At 47.2% G+C, this 17,615-nt stretch carries 20 protein-coding genes; all 20 read right to left on the bottom strand.

Features of this window, described 5'->3' with window-relative positions; translation table 11 throughout:
• Nucleotides 1–145: 145 nt before the first annotated feature.
• Nucleotides 146–1,213 carry a hypothetical protein gene (locus tag H8S80_RS10080; protein WP_117630718.1) on the bottom strand — a complete coding sequence of 356 codons (1,068 nt, stop codon included), beginning with the start codon at nt 1,211–1,213 and terminating at the stop codon, nt 146–148.
• Nucleotides 1,182–2,390, bottom strand: a complete 1,209-nt coding sequence (locus H8S80_RS10075; protein ID WP_117630717.1) for a hypothetical protein — start codon at nt 2,388–2,390, stop codon at nt 1,182–1,184. The genes H8S80_RS10080 and H8S80_RS10075 overlap by 32 nt, the downstream gene beginning before the upstream one ends.
• A gap of 126 nt (nt 2,391–2,516) precedes the next feature.
• The gene (locus tag H8S80_RS10070; protein ID WP_243007832.1) at nt 2,517–3,383 is read right to left on the bottom strand and encodes a CHAP domain-containing protein; all 867 of its coding nucleotides are present in this window, start codon (nt 3,381–3,383) and stop codon (nt 2,517–2,519) included.
• Nucleotides 3,384–3,525: 142 nt separating this feature from the next.
• Entirely contained in the window at nt 3,526–3,981 is a 456-nt protein-coding gene (locus H8S80_RS10065) for a phage holin family protein (RefSeq protein WP_117630716.1), read from the bottom strand.
• Between the two features lie 12 nt (nt 3,982–3,993).
• Complete coding sequence (locus tag H8S80_RS10060; RefSeq protein WP_117630715.1) at nt 3,994–4,212, bottom strand: hypothetical protein; 219 nt, start codon at nt 4,210–4,212, stop codon at nt 3,994–3,996.
• A gap of 4 nt (nt 4,213–4,216) precedes the next feature.
• Entirely contained in the window at nt 4,217–7,036 is a 2,820-nt protein-coding gene (locus tag H8S80_RS10055) for a hypothetical protein (protein WP_117630714.1), read from the bottom strand.
• Nucleotide 7,037: 1 nt separating this feature from the next.
• On the bottom strand, nt 7,038–7,190 hold the full coding sequence (locus tag H8S80_RS10050) for a hypothetical protein (RefSeq protein WP_181987873.1): 153 nt from the start codon (nt 7,188–7,190) through the stop codon (nt 7,038–7,040).
• Nucleotides 7,183–7,461 carry a hypothetical protein gene (locus H8S80_RS10045; RefSeq protein WP_117630713.1) on the bottom strand — a complete coding sequence of 93 codons (279 nt, stop codon included), beginning with the start codon at nt 7,459–7,461 and terminating at the stop codon, nt 7,183–7,185. Before H8S80_RS10045 ends, H8S80_RS10050 begins: the two co-directional genes overlap by 8 nt.
• A 23-nt stretch (nt 7,462–7,484) precedes the next feature.
• A complete protein-coding gene (locus H8S80_RS10040) occupies nt 7,485–8,621 on the bottom strand; it encodes a hypothetical protein (RefSeq protein ID WP_117630712.1) in 1,137 nt (378 codons plus the stop codon).
• A complete protein-coding gene (locus H8S80_RS10035; protein ID WP_117630711.1) occupies nt 8,618–9,019 on the bottom strand; it encodes a hypothetical protein in 402 nt (133 codons plus the stop codon). Before H8S80_RS10035 ends, H8S80_RS10040 begins: the two co-directional genes overlap by 4 nt.
• Entirely contained in the window at nt 9,000–11,201 is a 2,202-nt protein-coding gene (locus tag H8S80_RS10030; protein ID WP_117630710.1) for a hypothetical protein, read from the bottom strand. The genes H8S80_RS10035 and H8S80_RS10030 overlap by 20 nt, the downstream gene beginning before the upstream one ends.
• Nucleotides 11,201–11,578 (bottom strand): hypothetical protein, encoded by a 378-nt coding sequence (locus H8S80_RS10025; protein ID WP_243007831.1) that lies wholly within the window; start codon nt 11,576–11,578, stop codon nt 11,201–11,203. The genes H8S80_RS10030 and H8S80_RS10025 overlap by 1 nt, the downstream gene beginning before the upstream one ends.
• Before the next feature lie 12 nt (nt 11,579–11,590).
• The gene (locus tag H8S80_RS10020; protein WP_117630709.1) at nt 11,591–14,782 is read right to left on the bottom strand and encodes a phage tail protein; all 3,192 of its coding nucleotides are present in this window, start codon (nt 14,780–14,782) and stop codon (nt 11,591–11,593) included.
• A gap of 206 nt (nt 14,783–14,988) precedes the next feature.
• Nucleotides 14,989–15,291 carry a Gp15 family bacteriophage protein gene (locus H8S80_RS10015; protein ID WP_243272805.1) on the bottom strand — a complete coding sequence of 101 codons (303 nt, stop codon included), beginning with the start codon at nt 15,289–15,291 and terminating at the stop codon, nt 14,989–14,991.
• 31 nt (nt 15,292–15,322) lie between these two features.
• Entirely contained in the window at nt 15,323–15,622 is a 300-nt protein-coding gene (locus H8S80_RS10010) for a hypothetical protein (protein WP_117630707.1), read from the bottom strand.
• A gap of 13 nt (nt 15,623–15,635) precedes the next feature.
• A complete protein-coding gene (locus tag H8S80_RS10005; RefSeq protein ID WP_117630706.1) occupies nt 15,636–16,091 on the bottom strand; it encodes a phage tail tube protein in 456 nt (151 codons plus the stop codon).
• A gap of 10 nt (nt 16,092–16,101) precedes the next feature.
• The gene (locus H8S80_RS10000; RefSeq protein ID WP_243007830.1) at nt 16,102–16,506 is read right to left on the bottom strand and encodes a minor capsid protein; all 405 of its coding nucleotides are present in this window, start codon (nt 16,504–16,506) and stop codon (nt 16,102–16,104) included.
• Nucleotides 16,503–16,883 (bottom strand): hypothetical protein, encoded by a 381-nt coding sequence (locus H8S80_RS09995; RefSeq protein ID WP_117630705.1) that lies wholly within the window; start codon nt 16,881–16,883, stop codon nt 16,503–16,505. Before H8S80_RS09995 ends, H8S80_RS10000 begins: the two co-directional genes overlap by 4 nt.
• Nucleotides 16,883–17,221, bottom strand: a complete 339-nt coding sequence (locus H8S80_RS09990; protein WP_117630704.1) for a hypothetical protein — start codon at nt 17,219–17,221, stop codon at nt 16,883–16,885. Before H8S80_RS09990 ends, H8S80_RS09995 begins: the two co-directional genes overlap by 1 nt.
• Nucleotides 17,222–17,225: 4 nt before the next feature.
• Nucleotides 17,226–17,615 carry a head-tail connector protein gene (locus H8S80_RS09985; RefSeq protein ID WP_117630703.1) on the bottom strand — a complete coding sequence of 130 codons (390 nt, stop codon included), beginning with the start codon at nt 17,613–17,615 and terminating at the stop codon, nt 17,226–17,228.

Here is a 17,615-nt window from a genome sequence, read left to right as displayed (position 1 = left end):
AATGGGGTGGCTACCGCCCTGCTGATTAATGAGCATACTTATATAACGTTTTGTGGATTGTATTGTGATGCAAAGGCGGATAAAAGGGCGGTAATTCACCCTATTATTTTGATTTCCCCTTAATACCAATCAAGGTATATACTTACTAAGACAATTTAAACATTTCAAAAGTAGAATTAGGGCTTCCTGAAGTTACTTGTAAAAATTTGTACTCCAGATAAATCAACAGATTAACTTGCTTATCAATTAGATACTCCAAATCTTTGTCAGAACATGTAATAATCAATTGTTGTTTTAAATTGACACTATGTGTCAAATAATGCTCTCTGGAAATTGTAAAACATGTTCGAGTCGCGTCTAACCGACCAAACACTATTCCTACCTTAGCAGCATTTGTATCCATAATACTTAATAACTTGTTACAATAAGTGTTATCGGGTTTTTTCTTGGGTTCATTTTTACATTCAATAATAAAATAAGGTGCAAGATAGTCAAATACCGACAGCGTCATTGGTTTGATTCCACATAATGCTGTACAATCAAACTGGTTTGTTTGCGTCTTTACGTCATTTGTACATTTTACTCCCCTAATATTGTTGAAAATTTCTTTAATAAGCATTTCTAGGGCTTTCCCCTTTGCTGTTGTATCATCTCCATAATCCAAATCCAGTTTATTCCTCAATTCATGAAATTTCTGGTATGCTGACTCACTCGGATTATAGAAAGATTCATAAATCGTATTTATATCATGAGAAAGCGAGTCAGCCATTGTAAAATTTACAGTAATACCTTCCCCTTGATTTAGCCTCTTCTCTATAGCCTCCTTAATTTCTCCTTCTGTAACATCGGGTAATTGGATTACCTTATATGCTACATAAATATCAGCTGCCGAAATATGTTTATCCTCCTCACAGTCGTCACAATACATTGGTTCTAGTAATGCTTCAGCTATTTCTCCTTTTGATAGCACACTAAGAGTATTGTCACAATCTGGACACTTAGCAAGATAATGTTTTTCAAGAATCTTCTGTTTCTCTGCATATTTCAGAATAGATTCTGCTAAGGAATAGCTTACCCCCAGTCTGGCGGATACTGCTGATGCTGTTATATTCCTCTTACTCTGTCTAGGCAGAGTTGCAAGCCAATAGTCGAAGTTTTCTACGAAATCAGGATTCAGGATATCAATAATTGTCGAAAATTGCTTGTAGAACATTTTGTATATCAGCCTCCTCTGCATATTGCAACGTCTTTACATATCCATAATTTTTTTGGGTTCCGAACTGAACTTCCAGTTGCCTTATATTTCCTGTTAAATATTTTTCATCATTGCGTTTAAAAACCATATTTAATTTTTTACACTTTTTCCCCTTTATAACGGATTTCTTACTATCAAAAAAAGCTTCTGTACACTGTAAAGGTATCGACTTTTCTGATTTTGTATCAATACTGGTTAAATCTAACTCATCATCGGAACTTATTTTAATAAGATATGCTTTTCTATCTTGTTTAAACACATTTTCATTATCTCCATTTATTGAAATATATTTCTCTACCAATATTCTCGTGTCTACTAAAGCCTTTTCCTTATTACGAATATCCAATGATAAATCGCCAAATAATTGATTGACAAAACTAAATATTAAACCATTCTGTGTATCAATTTTTTCCTCAACATCTGCGGGAGTAAAAGAATATTGCTCGTATAATTTATAAAGCATCTGTGAATTTTCATTCTTGACTTTTTGTTTGTCCCTTTCAGTTGTAAACTCAAATATATTGATTATCTGATCGATTGCGGCCACTGCAACTGCCATAGTATTTATTCTTGAAATACCTAAAAGCATTGGATTATTTGCATCATATGGATATAATGTAGATTTAGCCTTTGCTCTGCTGATAACAAACCCTTCATTTAAATATACTTCTATAAATATGGGAAATACTGTAGTCTCTCCATTTTTTCCTTCTTCACCGCACAGATACAATTGGGAAAAAGTGAATTCTATCTTCTGAATTTCGCCCTCGTCCATATAAAAATGATAATCAATCATTTTCCATTCTTCTGAATTTCTGTATGCTAATACATTTTGTCTAGGGCATTCTGGAAAAGCCTCTTTTATCATTGCCTCTACAACTGAAACATCTCTATGCCGTTCCCCAATCCCATGAATTTTTCTATAACAGATCTCCTTGCTTCCCTCTTTAACAATCTTCAAAAGCCACTTACAGACAATTGCTTTATTTTCCTCACTTATTTCAGAAAATCTTTCAATTGAATTAATATAATCCGCTCGTGTACTTACCAATTCCAGGTTATGTTCTTTTAAAAATCTGCGCATAATCGGGTTCTGTAAATAGTTATCCCGATCCAAAAAACTTGGGATTTTCATAGTTTGTCCTCCGTATTGTAAAATAATACCATATAATAAACTATACCATATTTTCATCAGGAGTTCATCTTATTTTGATCCAAAATTATTTTTTTATTTGAACAGATGGTTCTCATTTATCACCTCCTATTCCCCTGCCAGTCCCGGCCACCGCAGTGCACCATCCTGATCTGGCGTCAGCACCACCGGCTCCACGATCATGCGTCCGGCGTTATCCATGATGTACCACTTGCCGTCCACTGTCACCTGGCCCGTACACATGGCTCCATCGTTCCCCAGATAGTACCAGGCTTCCTTATACCGGTACCAGGTGTTACGGACCATCATGCCGGCGCCGTCAAACCAATACCAGTCCTGGCCGTCCTTGTACCATGCATTACGCACCGGCTCCCTGGTATCGCCATTGTAAAATTTCCAGCCGCCATCTTCCTGGCTCCAGCCTGACTTTTTCGGCTGCTCTACTGGATCCTCCGGATAATCCACCATAACATACCCAAGAATACTACTATCCCCCAGCTGATAGGACTTATTGCAGACCATGCCGCCATTACGTACCACCGCGGTCCCGTTGCTGGTATTGCCCTCGTTGGTGTAGATTCTACCGCCGGTCACTCTGGTGACCAATGCGATATGGCTCTGGCGGAAGATTACGCGGTATCCGGGCTTAGGAGTTGCTCCGGCCGCCAGCCATCTGCCTGTGGCTTTGGCACGATCCCGGACTGCGAAGCAGTTATAGAACTGCGGCCCGAGCGTTTTAAGCGCCTGCTCCTTTCCTACCGTCTTGACCTCCAGCCACATCTGATAGACTGCGCACCAGGCGTCTCCACAATAGCCAGGAAGGCCCATAGCGGTTAAGTCCCGGGCGTACTTCGTATGATTGCCATTACCGGCTGTAGGGCCGACCATGGCGTCTAAATCCTTGTCGTTATTCTTCTCGGTATAGCCGGTCTGGCTCTCTGCTAGAGCAAGAAGCTTGTCCAATGTTTTACTCATAAATAACCTCCAATCAAAAAGAGGCCCAGGATCACCCAGGCCCCAAAATCTTGTGACGTCACAAGTTGTGATATTACAACTTTTTGCGATCTCGCAGCAGCTCCGGCGCTCACACTGCCGGCGGGAGTTTCGACCGTCGAAACTATTTCTCACCCGTATCTGCTCCGGCGCTGATAAGCTTTTCTGTAATCGCTAAACCCTTAATCAGGAAATCAGGAACATTAATGCCGTATTCCACCAGATTCTCCAGAATACTGCGGATCTCGTTGATAAGAAGCGTTGCCAGGGTGAACCACCCCAGAAGCGCCAGGAAGCTTAAATTGACCCCCAGTAAATCTTGTCCCAGATGGATAAACAGTTCTGGAATCATGAATGCCACCAGAATAATAATCCAGTATCCAACTTTCTTGACAATCCCTACAATCCCGATACCGCTTGACTCCTTATGCGTCTTCCTGGCCTTCGCCCAGCCGGTTATGTAGTCTAAGATATTACAAAGCAGATACCCGGCAAAGACATACCAGTAAACGCCGAATAACGCAGTTAATAGTGTTACAGCTGCGCCTACGGCAGCGTTGTACTTATCAATAAATTTCATGTCTTGTCCTCCTTATATGGTTGGTGTTTCTGGGTTTTCGGGTTCTGGTGTCGACTCTACCGGCGGTGCGTACACCGTCTCAGCCAGCAGAGCAAGTTCAGTCATCTGCTCCGCAGAGAGCATGTTGAAGGCGAAATATACGCCCAGCTTGTCCGTGGCCTCCTCTTTGGTTGCATAATACTTTTTGCTGATAAGACTGCTCATCAACGTGTAAATCACTGTGTTACTCATAATCTCATACCTCCTGTAAAAGTTTAGTTGTCTGGTTATCTACAATAGCCGCCTGCGTCGCTGTCGGCAGGGCTGCTACTATTGTCGCTATCTGGTTGTCGGTGTACTCTTTGGCCGCCTCATAGCACTGCTCCAGCGCCTTGTGGGTGTCCTTGACGTAGTCCAGAGTCACCGTAGGGGCCGGGCCGCCCGCGGTGATCGTCAAGTGTGTTGTGCCTGCGTAGGTCGTCAGGGCGTTGAGGGCCTGCTGGGTGGCGGAGGGGAAAGGCTCCCAGGTAGGGGTGGCAAGGGGATAGAGGGTGATTGCATCGGCTATAAATTCCCTAAATGCTTCGATCGTTTCGAAATCAGGGTTAAGCGTGCGAATAAAAATTTTTCCCACTTCATCTGTCGCCACATAATCGCCAATAGCGTTAAAGCTAGCACCCTTTGGACGTCTTGTATATTTAGAGCATATAACCATGCAATTTAATTTTTCGATCATATCTGTTGCATCATATACAAACCTATGTCCGGCGCTTCCTGATGCTACATTTAGCTTCCTCCATTGCCCGTTATCCACCACACCAATATACCGCTCAATCCCCCATTCCCCATCTTTGCACGCGATCCTGTCCCGGCACTCTCCGGTCCCATGTAATGGTTCTGTCAAAGTGACGGGGGCAGTTTGGCGGTCTTTGTACGGCTCCCATGGGAGCGGGGTGTCTCCGGCGTTAATCATGATATCCTTATATATTACATAATCATTTACGACGGCCGCGTCACCGATATCGGCATACAACAACAATGCCAATTTTGTAGCCATATCATTTTGAGGATCCTCTATTGTAATTGTAGTGGGAGATTTATTTACATACACCACATAGGATAATACGGATCCATTAATGTCTATCCAATACAATCGGATACCGGGTGTCAAACCGCTTTTACTCGGTATGATACTGCCGTACGATATTGTTAATGTCTTGCCAACAATATTACTTTTATCGTCCACAATAAATCCTGCATATTTTCCGCCATTAGCTCTTGTGTAAGTAATCTTAATGGCTCTTTTGTCCGTGATATCAGCTTCTGCACCTGTCCCCTGTAACGTCACAAGAGATTTGTAAAACATCTGCGCCCCTGTCACCACCAGCTCCAACGTCTGCGGATACTCCACCGACGGGCTCGGCTTGCCTCCGGTGTACGGCTCCCATGGTAAGGCTATGTCGCCTGTGTTGAGCATAGGTTTAAGTGCAACTACTTCCGATGGTATCACCGTTCCCTCCGCACCATCTTTGGCAATAAATCTAATTCTGATATATGCAGTCCCCTCTGTGACAGTAAATTTTCCGTTAGTTGGTTTAATTGACAAACTACTTTGTATTACTTTCTCTTGATTGAAATACATAACGTAATTTAAATATGACTTTAGTCCATCACCGCTTAGCACATAATCTCCGGGCTTAACTGGTATATAATCACTACGCACAAAATTAGAAGCATTATTCGTTGCTCCTGTATCCGCATTAATTCCGCCCTGTACAATCGTGTCAGCATTTAACATCTGCTTCCCCGTGCTCACCGTCCCCACGCTGATAATGTCCTGCGGGTAGTCCGGGCTGGGAGAGGGAGCGGCTCCGGTGTAGGGTTCCCAGGGGAGGGCGGTGTCTCCGGCGTTAAGCATGGGATAACAAACACTATCGGCGGTTACTCCTGATAATACTTTTATTTCTGCACGCGCCCATACATCATGGTCAATTGTAACGGTCGCGCTAGTAACATGGCCTACCTTTGCCAGCTCACCAACAAATTGACCACCCTGTGCACTTATTTCAACAAGCTGAAAATACATTTTACCAACGACCAAACCGGATAATCCCGACAGTGTATACTGCCCCGCCTGAAGCAGGATTTCCGCAACCGTAAATGTAATAGCGGCTGTTGCGGTTCCCGTTATGGAAATTCCACCGTCCGTCTGTGTTTTCACAGTGATACCGTTTTTAGTATCGTTGAATTGAGGCTGCGGTAACAACTGCGCTCCCGTCGTCACCACCTGCTCACTCTTACCTGCCACATCAAGCCCCAGCACCGGCGCCGTCCACGCGTCCTCTACGGTTACGCCGCCCTCACCTGTCGCGGTCTCTGTCAGGGCGTTGGCGTACTTGCTGTCAGACTCCCGTTTTGAGTAACCGGCAAAGGCGGCCTTCTGCGCCTCGACGTAATCCGTGACCTCCTGCTGAGTCTGCGCCGCAGCTATCTCCGATGTCTTAGCGTTGGTCTCGCTAACTTTGGCTGCCGCCGCCGCATCGACCGCTACCTGTATGCTGTCCGCTGCATCATTTGCACGCTGGGCCGCATCTCTGGCAGAGTTGCCCTGCTCCGTAGCGTACTGGGCGGCAATGTCTGCGGCTTCCGTGGAGGTTTTGACTTCTCTGAGCGCGTCCTTAAGAACCTGGAAATCGTCTGAGGAGGCCAATCGGTCTAAGTCTGTGACGGCATCTCGTACTACTACGGGAAAAGTCTGGGATCTAATGTCTCCATCATTGCCAAGAAAATACAGTTCCCCCAAATGGGTTCCCGCTACGGCAGCCATCTGGTCTGTTATTGGGGCAAGAACTGTACTTTCAGTTTCCCGCGTACACGTGGCATTGGCTAAAGTCCCGTCGGTCTTCCGGACGCTGATGTGTATCTGACATCCAAACGGGATAATCCATGGACTCTTGAATGCTACCAGAGATATACGCGCCCATCGGCTGTTCGTGTCGTACTGCTTGATCTCCAACGGATCCTTTTTCGTATCGGCCGCCATGTCAAGCGTATAGTTTTGGATTGTACCGTCCATCTTATCCCTCCTCTGTCACTGCCCGTAAGACCTCGTATTTCTCGGCATCGGTCAGGTTGCGGTATCCCTTCAGGATCTCTTCCACATCTTCCCCCTGCCCGCGCCTGATCTTAAGCGCATAGATAATTATATTTTTCGCCGCTGTACTAAGCATAGTACACACCTCCAATCACATCAGCCAGGATAAGGGACATGTCGTCGATCATGGCCTTGATTGTCTTGACCTCCTCGTGCAGATCGATACCATTGCTGTCGTACTGATAGACCGGCTGTGGACTGGCAGGATTGCTGACGTCCATGCTGGTAACTGCCGCGCCGTCTGGGATCGTGACGACCAGACCGAGGACTCCGGCGGGGACTGTATCCTGACCGTGGATTACCGACCAGATTGTGCCGGTGGCGTCGTAGATGATTAATGATTTCATAAGTTTTCTTCCTTTCTTGTCAGTTATGACGCCCAAATGCGATATACAGCGCCACGCCAACTCGCAAATTCAAAGCCGAAGAACGAGTTGATAGCCAATGTATTAAGGGCGATCGATACGGTTTGTGTTACATTTAATGTATTGTCCAGTACGACTTTGGCATATACGACTTTATTGTTGAGGTCTCTAATCGAAATATAAGAGTTGGCCTGTTTAGCTGTTTTGTGTATTTCAAAATTAACTCTTGTGTACCTGGTGAAGTCAAACGGCGCTTGCATTCCACCATAGTTAGTAACGAATGTAAGTTGTCCGCTATCAAAGTTCGGGAGATCGTACCCCTCGTATTTCGAGAATCCGACTATGTTATTACCTCTTACATACAAATCCGTCGGCATTGGTACATACCCCTCAAAAGTTCCGTCAACGTAGTTACTGCCTATCCAATACCGGTACCCCTTCTTAATCACATTCGCCGGCGGAAGTGATGCAGCTGCTATTTCCACGTTGCCTGTCATGCGTTTCCACGCCGACTGCACTGTCTGAGCATAGGTTTGCGGTGTAATCGTCACTCCCGCCATGGACTGGATCTTGCCCTGCTTTCCCAGCACGTTAATACTGTCCAGCATACAATCCGGGTTAAGTCCGATTGTGGCAGCCACCTCGTCGCGGCTCATATAGACCCACGACTTTCCAGATCCGTCTTGAATCCAGTAACCGGCGCCCATGTAATAATACAGGCCACTGTCGTTTAATCCGCATGATATACCTTTTGTTCCGGATATGTACTCCGGCATAGTCCCGGCTTTTTCTATTCCCTCATCGTTCGTAAAGGTTTTTCCCTTCCGGACATCCGCCGGCTGTGCATTCCCGGATCCCAATACAATGCGTCCGATATTTGCTGCCATCTCCTTAAATGTCGCTGTCGCCGCTGTTGCTACTCTCTTCGCAGTGATGGCTGCGGCAACAAGGGCTTTTCCATCACTGACAGATTTTTTTATCTCATTTACTTCCTCGCCAATCGTATTGAGTTCCTTCGCCCCGAAACTGTCTCCTCGCTGGGTATAATCCGTTGCGTCCTCCGGTGTAACCGTGCCGTCTCCGTTGTCTACCATGCGGAGCTTCCGGCGGGTGAAGATATCATCTTTCCAGTCTGTCTTCATAGTCCTCTTAAACCTCCTAATCTAAATGATAACCGCCGCTTGCCCTCTGCCTGGCCCTGTAAGTTATCGTGGATCAGCAGCGTGGCTGATTCCAGGCGGTTGAGCTCCTGCCAGTCGATAGTGGGGACGTTGCCGTAATAGGTCCGCTTCTGCCCCGTCCGGAACTGATACGTATGATTCCGGATTGTCTCCAGATTCTCCTCCAAGCGGTTGATCTCGGACGGATAAGGCCAGAGACTATAATTGTCTTTGTCCGGATCCACTGTGATGTCAAACTCCCGATACAACTGCGCCGCCAGATCCCGCAGATACGCCAAGTTGTTTTTGATCCGGTTGTAATCCACATAGTTAATCCTGTCCGTCTTAACCCAATTAGTTTTAGGTGTTACCCACGCCATTAACAGCCCTCCTTGCTTTCACGGTACCGGATACGGCTCCGCCGTCGTAATTGATCGTATGCTCCCCGATGTTGATTTGGAGCTTATCCACATATTGGTTCTGGAGGAATACGATATCCCCAGGATCCAGCCGGAAATCCCCACGGTAGCTGATCTCATAGTTGATATTGTTGTTCAGGTAATTTCCAGTCCACTCCGCTACCAGCTGCGCATGAGCCGCATCGTTGATTAGAGGATTAGTCCAGGTCTTACTCTGTCCAGACGGGTTAAGTCTCAGCACATAGTCAGACGGTGTCTGGAGGTATTCGCAGCCGGTGATTATCAACTCCACAGAGCCGGTAACACTGCTTAGATCCACGATCACCTTATAGGCCGTAGACTCCACAATAGATCCAATATTAACTGCATACCCGTGGCTTGCATTAAGCATCGTAGCCACATAACGGCCGCCGCCCTGCACCACGTCCTTAAACAGCTCCTTACGATCAGTGCCCTCATAGTAGTTGGTCATCTGCACCCGGAGATCCTTATACCTATCGACCTGGATACCTGTAGGCGGTTTCCGCATGTTGTGATAGTTAAGTTCATAATCGCTCACGTCCCCAAACTTAACATAGTTGACGATTACATCGTTGTTGGAGTGCGCCTGCGTAAATTCAAAAACTATGGTATCGAACTCCGGAAACTCATGTTCCACTACCATCTCGTTGCCGGTTATCCCCTGCGTATAGCTTTCCTGCAATGCACCGGCCTTATAGGTGTGTATCACCATCTCGACCGGGTGATTGCCGCCAAACTCCATAGACAGGCCGTAGTACTTCATGGCCGCTTCCAGTCGGATTGACAGCTTTGGAGGATCTGTAAATCGCCCATCATCTCCGGCCACCTGCTTGCTTATAAAACCGGTATTTAAGTAGTTACCTCCGTCCTCTGGAAGAAAGTACATACTGCCATCTGCCACCCAGTAATCCTGTGTATACCTGGCATAATCGTACTTAACGCTCGGCAGCACAACCTCTTTAAGGTGCGAGTACTCCATGGCATCGTCCGACGTCACCGTCATGCGCTCCGGAGAGATCACCGTGGCGAATGCTGCCTTAATCCGGATCATACCCTGTCGGTCCTGGTATAAGATGCAGCGGCCTGCGTTGGCTATGATCTGTAACGCTTCTGCATGGGTGACTGCGGGCATCGGGTTGACAACCAGCACCTGCCGCAGATAATCGTCCAGTACGTAATTCCGAGGATCCACGTCTGCATCTGCCAGCACATCGACGGCCAGATCATACAACGTTGTGGTGCCATGCCTCCCCCGGTAATACGTCCCGTTGAGGTTTGCGACTGCATCACGCGCCCCGAAGCTCATGCGGTCGTCGTCGGCCTTCCACGTGTCCAGGTATAGCTTCGCTCCGTCCAGCCACTCGATGGAGCCGTCCGCCAGTGTCACGCCGTACTTGATCTCGACCTCCTGGCCGATCTCCAGATAATATAGGGCGCTGTCGCGGTTCTCGGTGTCAAACTTCCGGCCCTTGTTTTCCACGGTCAGGGATAGGTCTATGGTCGGCAGCTCCTCCGAAATCTGCGACAGATACTCCTTTTTACTGCTCGAGGTAATCTGTCTGCTCTTAAAGTAGATACCAACACCCATGGATATTTTAAAAATCCGGAGCCGCCCCTGGCCGTTGACCATGGCGTGAGGGACGATCCGGATGTACGTAGCGTCCTCGAAAATCTCCTCGGTTATGTATACCCGGCTGCTGTTTCCGATGACATTCAGCGTCTTATTGTCTGACACAACGTCAAAGTCAACCGGGAAGTAATCCGAAAAATCTATAGTCAGCCCCCGGATATCATAGGGGCCGCCGTGGTAATCGATCTGGATTGCCCCCAGCAGCTCCCGGCTGACCGCCCCCTGGTTGAAATAGGGGCTGCCGTCCTCTGGCAGGAATAACATGGAGCCATCGGCCCGCCAGAAGTCTTGTTCGTAAGTCGCGTACATGTACTCTGGGTCGTAGTTGTCCAACAGCTTCCGGGTGTTCGAGAACTCCGTACACTGGCCCGGATCCACGGAAGAGTTATTCTGTGCTGCCTGGTTGATAACACCGATGGTGACGTCCATGTACATCTGATCTCTGGTCTGCTTTGTCTGTGTCTCTTTATAGGCTCTGCTTACCGCCTGCATCAGTCAATCACCCCGCAATCCACCAGATTGACCTTGCACACCTTATACCGGGTGGGCCGGCCGTCACTGTCATATTCACACGGCGTACCGGTCCGGTTGCCCGGGTACATCTGGATTGTAATCCAGCCATCGTGTACCATGTCGGGGATCCGGGCCGTCACTACGAACTCCGAAAACGCCTGTAACATCTCCGCCCACGTAGCTGCGTCCAGATAGGACCATTGCAGGTTATCCACCTTGTACTGATCCCTACCGACGCGGTCCCCGATAAACTCGCCGAGGGCATTTTTACCATCGCTCACGTTCGTGGCGACAATTAAGTCGGCCATGTTGTCGGGAGGCGGAAACTCCCGACCGTTGATTGTAATAAAAGCCACGTCTCCACCTCCTTATCCAAACGAAAAGCCTGACCGTTTTTCGAGATCCTTAAGCTTCTGTCGGATCTCACGGATATCTATGTTGACCACCAGATCAAAGTTCTCGATCAGCTCGATAATCTTCTTAAGTAGATCGATCATAATGATTAAGTACTGCTCGCTCATGCCGTCCGGTCTGGCTGCCATTGCAACGGCCTTATCGACCATATCTCGTATTCTCCCGGTGTCTTCATAGCCAGGACTCGATGATCCCACCATAGCCAGACGCGGCGTTGCATTGCTTGTCATACTCCTTATGCTATTAACCAATGGTGTAAGGGCTGCTCTCATGCCACCCTGTACTGCCTGAGAGATTCCCTGAGTGATCTGCGTGTTATTGGCAACCGCCGCTTTACCGCCCCACTTACCAATCATCTCAGGGGTGCCGTTTTCATTGGCCACAAACATCTGGCCTGATTTCGGGAAGCCTCCGGTTGCATGGCCCTTTACACCTGGGCCACTGTCAACATAGTCGGAAGTGCCTCCCGGCCCGGAACTATCACTGTCACTTTCTTCAGCTTCTTCTTTACCTCGCTTGAACAGATTCTTTGCACCATCTACAATACCGTCCCAGACACTTCCTACAAAATCTGCAATGCCGCCCAGCCAGTTTTTCACGTCTTCCCAGATATTACTCATACCTTCCCACAGTTTGTTCATGATGTTCTTTCCGACTTGCAGCATTTCGTCAAGATTGAAAATATCTTTGATCTTCTGCCAGATTCCATCGAACCACTCTTTGATGGCATTCCACTTTTCCTCAATCGTGGACTTTACGCTATCCCAGATTTCAGACAGCTTATCCTTGATGCTATTGAATATCTCTGATGCTGAGTCTTTTAAACCATTCCAGAGTCCGGAAGCAAACTCCTTAATCTTTCCCCAAATAGATTCCCATACACCTTTAATAACGCCCAGCACCGTACTTATAATATTGCTTATTGCAGTCATCAGGGTATTTGTCAGGCTCTTCATAGCCTCCCATATTTGGCTGAAAAATGTCTTAATGCCTTCCCATGCCTTTTTCCAGTCTCCAGTAAAGATTCCGGTGATAAAATCCATCAAACCGCCCAGCGCGTCGAATACATGGCCCAGAGTCTCGCTAATTCCTTTCCACCAGCCAAAGAACATGTCAACCAGTCCTGATAATGCATTGCCAATGATAGGAACCATTGTCCCAATAAACCATAAAACAAATGGCTTAAGGAAATTTTCCCACACCGTCGTTATAGCATCAGCGACTTTTCCAGTGAAATCAAGAAACTTATCTATAAGAGGGCTTAAATATTGTTCGTGAAACTCCTGGAATTTCTGGGACATTTCTGATATTACCGGGAGGATGTACTGATTATAAGCGTCCAAAAGTTTTTCTGTTATTTCAGAAAATCCTTTTTTAAATGACATGAGCATAGGTGCTACATGGTCGTTGTATGCGTTACCTATTTTGGTGAATGCTTCCTCGATCACTGACTTAATCGTTGCAAATACCGGTTCAATCGCGCTAAATGTATTTTCCAGCGTTGATTTGATATAATCTGCATTATCTATAATCGGGCCAGTAAGCACGTCTAGTAAATCAGCCAGAAACGTGCCTGCCAGTTCAGTAACACCCATAAATCCTTCAGAAAAAATCCCGATGATGTCAGCTGTGATCTGTTTTGCACTGTCACTCCGGAAAGACTCAAATATTTTAGCTACTGCGGTCGAAAATCGGCCACTTATCTCAGAGATTCTGGAACCGATATCAAACATTGCTACAATATATTCGATCAGACGTTCCTTGTTCTGCTCTAAGTACAGGCTGATCCCGCCCAGTAGATTATCAGCAAATGATGCACCAATGCTTGCAGTGGAACCAGCAACTTTACCCAGATTAAATACAAACCGATTTAGAAACTCATCTGCCGCAGAAACGACAGCCGGATCCAGGAATATATCTTTTAGGCTCTGCCCAATATTAGTGATGGACTGCTGAATACTGTCTAAAACGCCTTTATCTCCGAAGGCAATATTAAATCCACCCTTAAACAGACTGGAAAGCTCTCTGGCCTTATCAATGAGTCCCTGATACTTACTATCCATCTCATCAATGGCTGAAGTATCAACTTCCCCCATATCGAACTCGTCGGCCGCATATCCGCCGCTCGCGCCACCAGATCCACCACTATCTGGCGCCTGAATGACATTGAGTTCGTCAATGCCACTTGTGGCTCCCTTGATATCTTTCGCGGCCTTTTTCGCAGCGCTCCCAGCTCCGCCCATGGCTGTTCCTGCATTATCCGCGGATTCTGCTACGCCTTCCATACCGGCGGCTGCAACCGCAGCGCCTCCTCCGCCTGATTTCTTCCCAGCAAACATATCTGTCAGGGATTTAAAAGCATTGGCCAGGCTCATCAACTTGTTGATTATAAGGTTAATAACCTTAATCACAGGAGTAAGGACATTGATGAGCCCTTGGCCGATCGTCGCCTTTAAGCTATCAAACTGAAGTTGCAGGATACGAACCTGATTCGCCCAGCCGTCACTCGTCCGGATAAAATCCCCGGAAGCCAGGGCCAGCTGATCTGTCACGAACTGATACCGTAATGCTACCTTTTCAGCCTCGGTCATTTTGGCCGTAACTTTACCGTATCCGTTTGCCATGGCATAAGCATCGAGTGCATTCTGGGTCATGACAATTCCGAGATCTTTCAAGACCTCAGTTTCTCCGGTGAACACCGCCTTCATTTTGGTGTATGCTTCGTCCTGGCTGATGTTGTAGAACGACGCAACGTCTCCAGCCAGACCGGTAAGGGCCGTAGACATCTCGTAGGCTGCTTGCTCGTTGAACCCGAATGCCTTCGCCATAGCGCCGAACGTACCCGTGAACTTCTTTGCCATCGTTTCAGACAGGCCGAAGGATCCTGCCGCATTCCGGGCGAACTCATCTACTTGTTTTGACATTCGAGGGAATGTCACGTCAACGACGTTCTGGACCTCGGCAAGATCCGATCCCAGCTCAATACAGGAAGCCCCGAAATCTATAATCTTTTTAACTGCAAATGCGGCAGCCAGGGCGGCGCCCGCTTTCTTTGCCATGCCCTGAATGCCGACCATCTGCTTCTTAAAACTTCGATCATTTACTGTAAGGTCAAGACCAATTTGTCCGACGCTCTCAGCTGCCATACTATCACCTGCCTTTACTCATCTGGTAAGACAGGCACATCGGCACAGCGTCTTAGATTCTTAATTCAAATTCCCGTTTGCAATCCTTATTTTTGCATTTAAAAAAGACGCCCTGACACCTGGCGTCCTGATTTCTGATTGCATTAACAGGGTACCCGCAATACGGGCACCTCACTTTTTCTCTTTCTGTTTTTATCTTCTCAATCTCAACCACCTCCGCACAGGAAAGCCATCTGCCGCTCCAGATATTCCATCTGCTGACCGTATGCCTGAGGGCTCATCTGCTCGGCCTGACGTTTATGCCACTCATCGTAAATCCGCTTCTGGTCTGTGGTAAAATGCTTAATTACATCTTTATCCGTCTCTGATCGGATCGCCACGATACGCCCCAACACGGTCTCCGGATCTATTCCGGCCAGAAGGGACTTGAACTCATCCCAACTAACTGACTCAAATTCTTTTGTCCTTATTCTCAGCCCGTACTGCGACAGGAAACTGGAAATAATCAAATTCCAGTCTTCAAACAAATCGTAGTACGGGTCACTGCTCCCCCTGGCTGTTTTCCTCGCCTACTACCAGGTCCATAGCCGCTTCTACCACAGTCGTCCAATCCTCGAAGTTTAATTTAAATTTTTCAATTTCCTTACGGGACTTTTCCGGGAAAATCAGCTCATACGCTTCATTGATTTGATTAATCTCTACACCGCCCGCTGTCATAAAATTCATTACTTTAAGCATGGTTGGAGCATCAGCGTTGACCTCCAGCTTTTTGCCTTTAATCATTAATGACGGATTCCCGTCAAAGGTAAGCTTATCTGTGATATCAATTACTTTTGCCATCTCTTATTCCTCCTTATGCGGCGGGCGCTGCTGGTGTAAAAACCGGCTTGCCATAGCAGACTACTTCAAATTCAAGCGCATCAAGTGCCGCAGTATCCCCGCCGCCTGGTGTCGTTACGTTAATGACACAGTCAAACGCCAGCTTTGCACCAGATACCATTTCCCATTCGAACTTTGTCATTGCATCGCTGCCCATAGCCATAAACAGACTGGCTATATAGTCATTCCCCGGATCGCCAACGCTCCTCTTCCCCTGGAAGGAAAAACTGAGTTTCTTACCAACGACGGCGCTTTTAGCCCAGCCTTCCGCGTCCATTGCATACCACTCATCTGTTGTGTTGTCGATTGTTGGCGCGAAATTGGTCAAATCTTTCGGCATCATCATATCCGCGTCCGCACTTTCCAGTCCCTTCGTTCCAAACTTGAACTTATTATTAGATACTTTAAATACACGTGCAGTTTCTGCCATTTATCGTTCCTCACTTTCCATATACAAAATCCAGCCATATCACATATTCGTATACGCCCTTGTCATCTGTCCCCACATCAACCGGTTCGGGTACCTGAAGGATAATACAGTGAATGGGCGTATCCCCTATGGACAGGCTGGATCCATTTTTAAGTTTCTCATATAACTCATAGGCGGCCTGCTCCGATGCCTGCACGCTCTTATCCCAGTGGATCAGAAGGGAGAGGCGCCGGATATCATAGCTGCTGTATTCGTAGCCACCCAGAGCCATCACAGGCGGCCCGCTGTCTTTTCTATGGTACACGCCGATTGAATGTTCCTTCTTGCCGTTCAGCTTACCGATATAGACATTGTTATCGTCAGCAATTCCCAGGCTTGCAATGTAACCGCGGATATTATCCAGAGTCAACATCATACAGCACCTACTCTCTTATAAAATTGCTTGAAGGCTTTCTTTGCAAAGTCTTCCTGCTTTCCGCCCTTCAGCCATGGCGAATACCACTCACCGCCGGCAAACGGATTCTCATCTGTCTGGTAATCATATTCCGGATGATAGTAAAGCCGGCGGGCATATGGCGTACTGGAAACCAGTCTCGCTCTCCCATGCTTGGACTCGCTGTAATCTACGAACGATGCATCTTCTTCCAGATGGCCGCTGTCAAATGGCATAACCTGCGCCTGTACTACCTCTGTATGCAGTGCTTCCGCCGTCATTTCCAGCGCGGTGACTGCCGCCTGGGTAAGCTGCTTAATTCGTGGAAAATTCATTTTTACCGATGACTTAACCTGCATTAGATCACCTCCAGCTGGCTGTAATTAACCGTCCCATCTGGATTCCTGGCCTTCATTCCCTGTTCGATCCGACGTTCCTGGCCGAACACGGTCACCGTACCGCCGCTGAGTATCGGAAAGTTCGGTGCAATATCACCCGGAAACATGGCCGTGCCAGTGATCTGGATCAGTTTTTTTTCCGCCGTCAGGATTGTCTTAGCTCGGTCCTGAAAGTTACATTTCAGATCCAGATCAAGTATCTGCTCCGGCTCTCCGTGGTTATTCACGTCTTCAGACTCCAGATGGACGTGTATATCTACCTTGCAGAGCTTTTTAGGTACTAAACATGGGTATCTCATTAAATCACCTCGCTAACCGGCAGCACATGCCAGTTTGAGACAACAGGGCATATGTATCACGCATCATCGCCACGCCCTTATCCGTATAGACGTTCCAACTCTGCCCGAATTGAACCGACGCTCCATTCAAACTATAGCCAGATAAAATTGTGCTGATCTCGTCGGCGTTCTCATACTCAAAATCCGCCTGCTGGCAGACTGCTTCTCTGATTGTTTCCTGCTGAAAAGGCGTCAAATTGGAAAATCCCCGGCCTATAATGCGGTTATAGGTCAGGGAATCAATATGGCGGCTGGCCTGCCGGAGCCGCTGATTGATCTCAGCGCATTCCTTCAGGACTGTACCGTGGTACTCGTTAAAGTAATATTCTGATGTGACATATGGTTCGCATGCCAT

The organism is Hungatella sp. L36 (assembly GCF_014288035.1).
The sequence above is the reverse complement of the archived record's forward strand: the minus strand, read 5'-3'. Positions and strand labels throughout refer to the sequence as shown.

Coding starts and splice junctions, on each gene's coding strand:
- H8S80_RS10045 (WP_117630713.1), bottom strand. CDS start 7,461: ATGAAATCATTAATCATCTACGACGCCACCGGCACAATCTGGTCGGTA.
- H8S80_RS10055 (WP_117630714.1), bottom strand. CDS start 7,036: ATGGACGGTACAATCCAAAACTATACGCTTGACATGGCGGCCGATACG.
- H8S80_RS10070 (WP_243007832.1), bottom strand. CDS start 3,383: ATGAGTAAAACATTGGACAAGCTTCTTGCTCTAGCAGAGAGCCAGACC.
- H8S80_RS10040 (WP_117630712.1), bottom strand. CDS start 8,621: ATGAAGACAGACTGGAAAGATGATATCTTCACCCGCCGGAAGCTCCGC.
- H8S80_RS10075 (WP_117630717.1), bottom strand. CDS start 2,390: ATGAAAATCCCAAGTTTTTTGGATCGGGATAACTATTTACAGAACCCG.
- H8S80_RS10080 (WP_117630718.1), bottom strand. CDS start 1,213: ATGTTCTACAAGCAATTTTCGACAATTATTGATATCCTGAATCCTGAT.
- H8S80_RS10005 (WP_117630706.1), bottom strand. CDS start 16,091: ATGGCAGAAACTGCACGTGTATTTAAAGTATCTAATAATAAGTTCAAG.
- H8S80_RS10050 (WP_181987873.1), bottom strand. CDS start 7,190: ATGCTTAGTACAGCGGCGAAAAATATAATTATCTATGCGCTTAAGATC.
- H8S80_RS10030 (WP_117630710.1), bottom strand. CDS start 11,201: ATGCAGGCGGTAAGCAGAGCCTATAAAGAGACACAGACAAAGCAGACC.
- H8S80_RS10010 (WP_117630707.1), bottom strand. CDS start 15,622: ATGGCAAAAGTAATTGATATCACAGATAAGCTTACCTTTGACGGGAAT.
- H8S80_RS09995 (WP_117630705.1), bottom strand. CDS start 16,883: ATGCAGGTTAAGTCATCGGTAAAAATGAATTTTCCACGAATTAAGCAG.
- H8S80_RS09985 (WP_117630703.1), bottom strand. CDS start 17,615: ATGGCATGCGAACCATATGTCACATCAGAATATTACTTTAACGAGTAC.
- H8S80_RS10065 (WP_117630716.1), bottom strand. CDS start 3,981: ATGAAATTTATTGATAAGTACAACGCTGCCGTAGGCGCAGCTGTAACA.
- H8S80_RS10020 (WP_117630709.1), bottom strand. CDS start 14,782: ATGGCAGCTGAGAGCGTCGGACAAATTGGTCTTGACCTTACAGTAAAT.
- H8S80_RS10060 (WP_117630715.1), bottom strand. CDS start 4,212: ATGAGTAACACAGTGATTTACACGTTGATGAGCAGTCTTATCAGCAAA.
- H8S80_RS10035 (WP_117630711.1), bottom strand. CDS start 9,019: ATGGCGTGGGTAACACCTAAAACTAATTGGGTTAAGACGGACAGGATT.
- H8S80_RS09990 (WP_117630704.1), bottom strand. CDS start 17,221: ATGAGATACCCATGTTTAGTACCTAAAAAGCTCTGCAAGGTAGATATA.
- H8S80_RS10000 (WP_243007830.1), bottom strand. CDS start 16,506: ATGATGTTGACTCTGGATAATATCCGCGGTTACATTGCAAGCCTGGGA.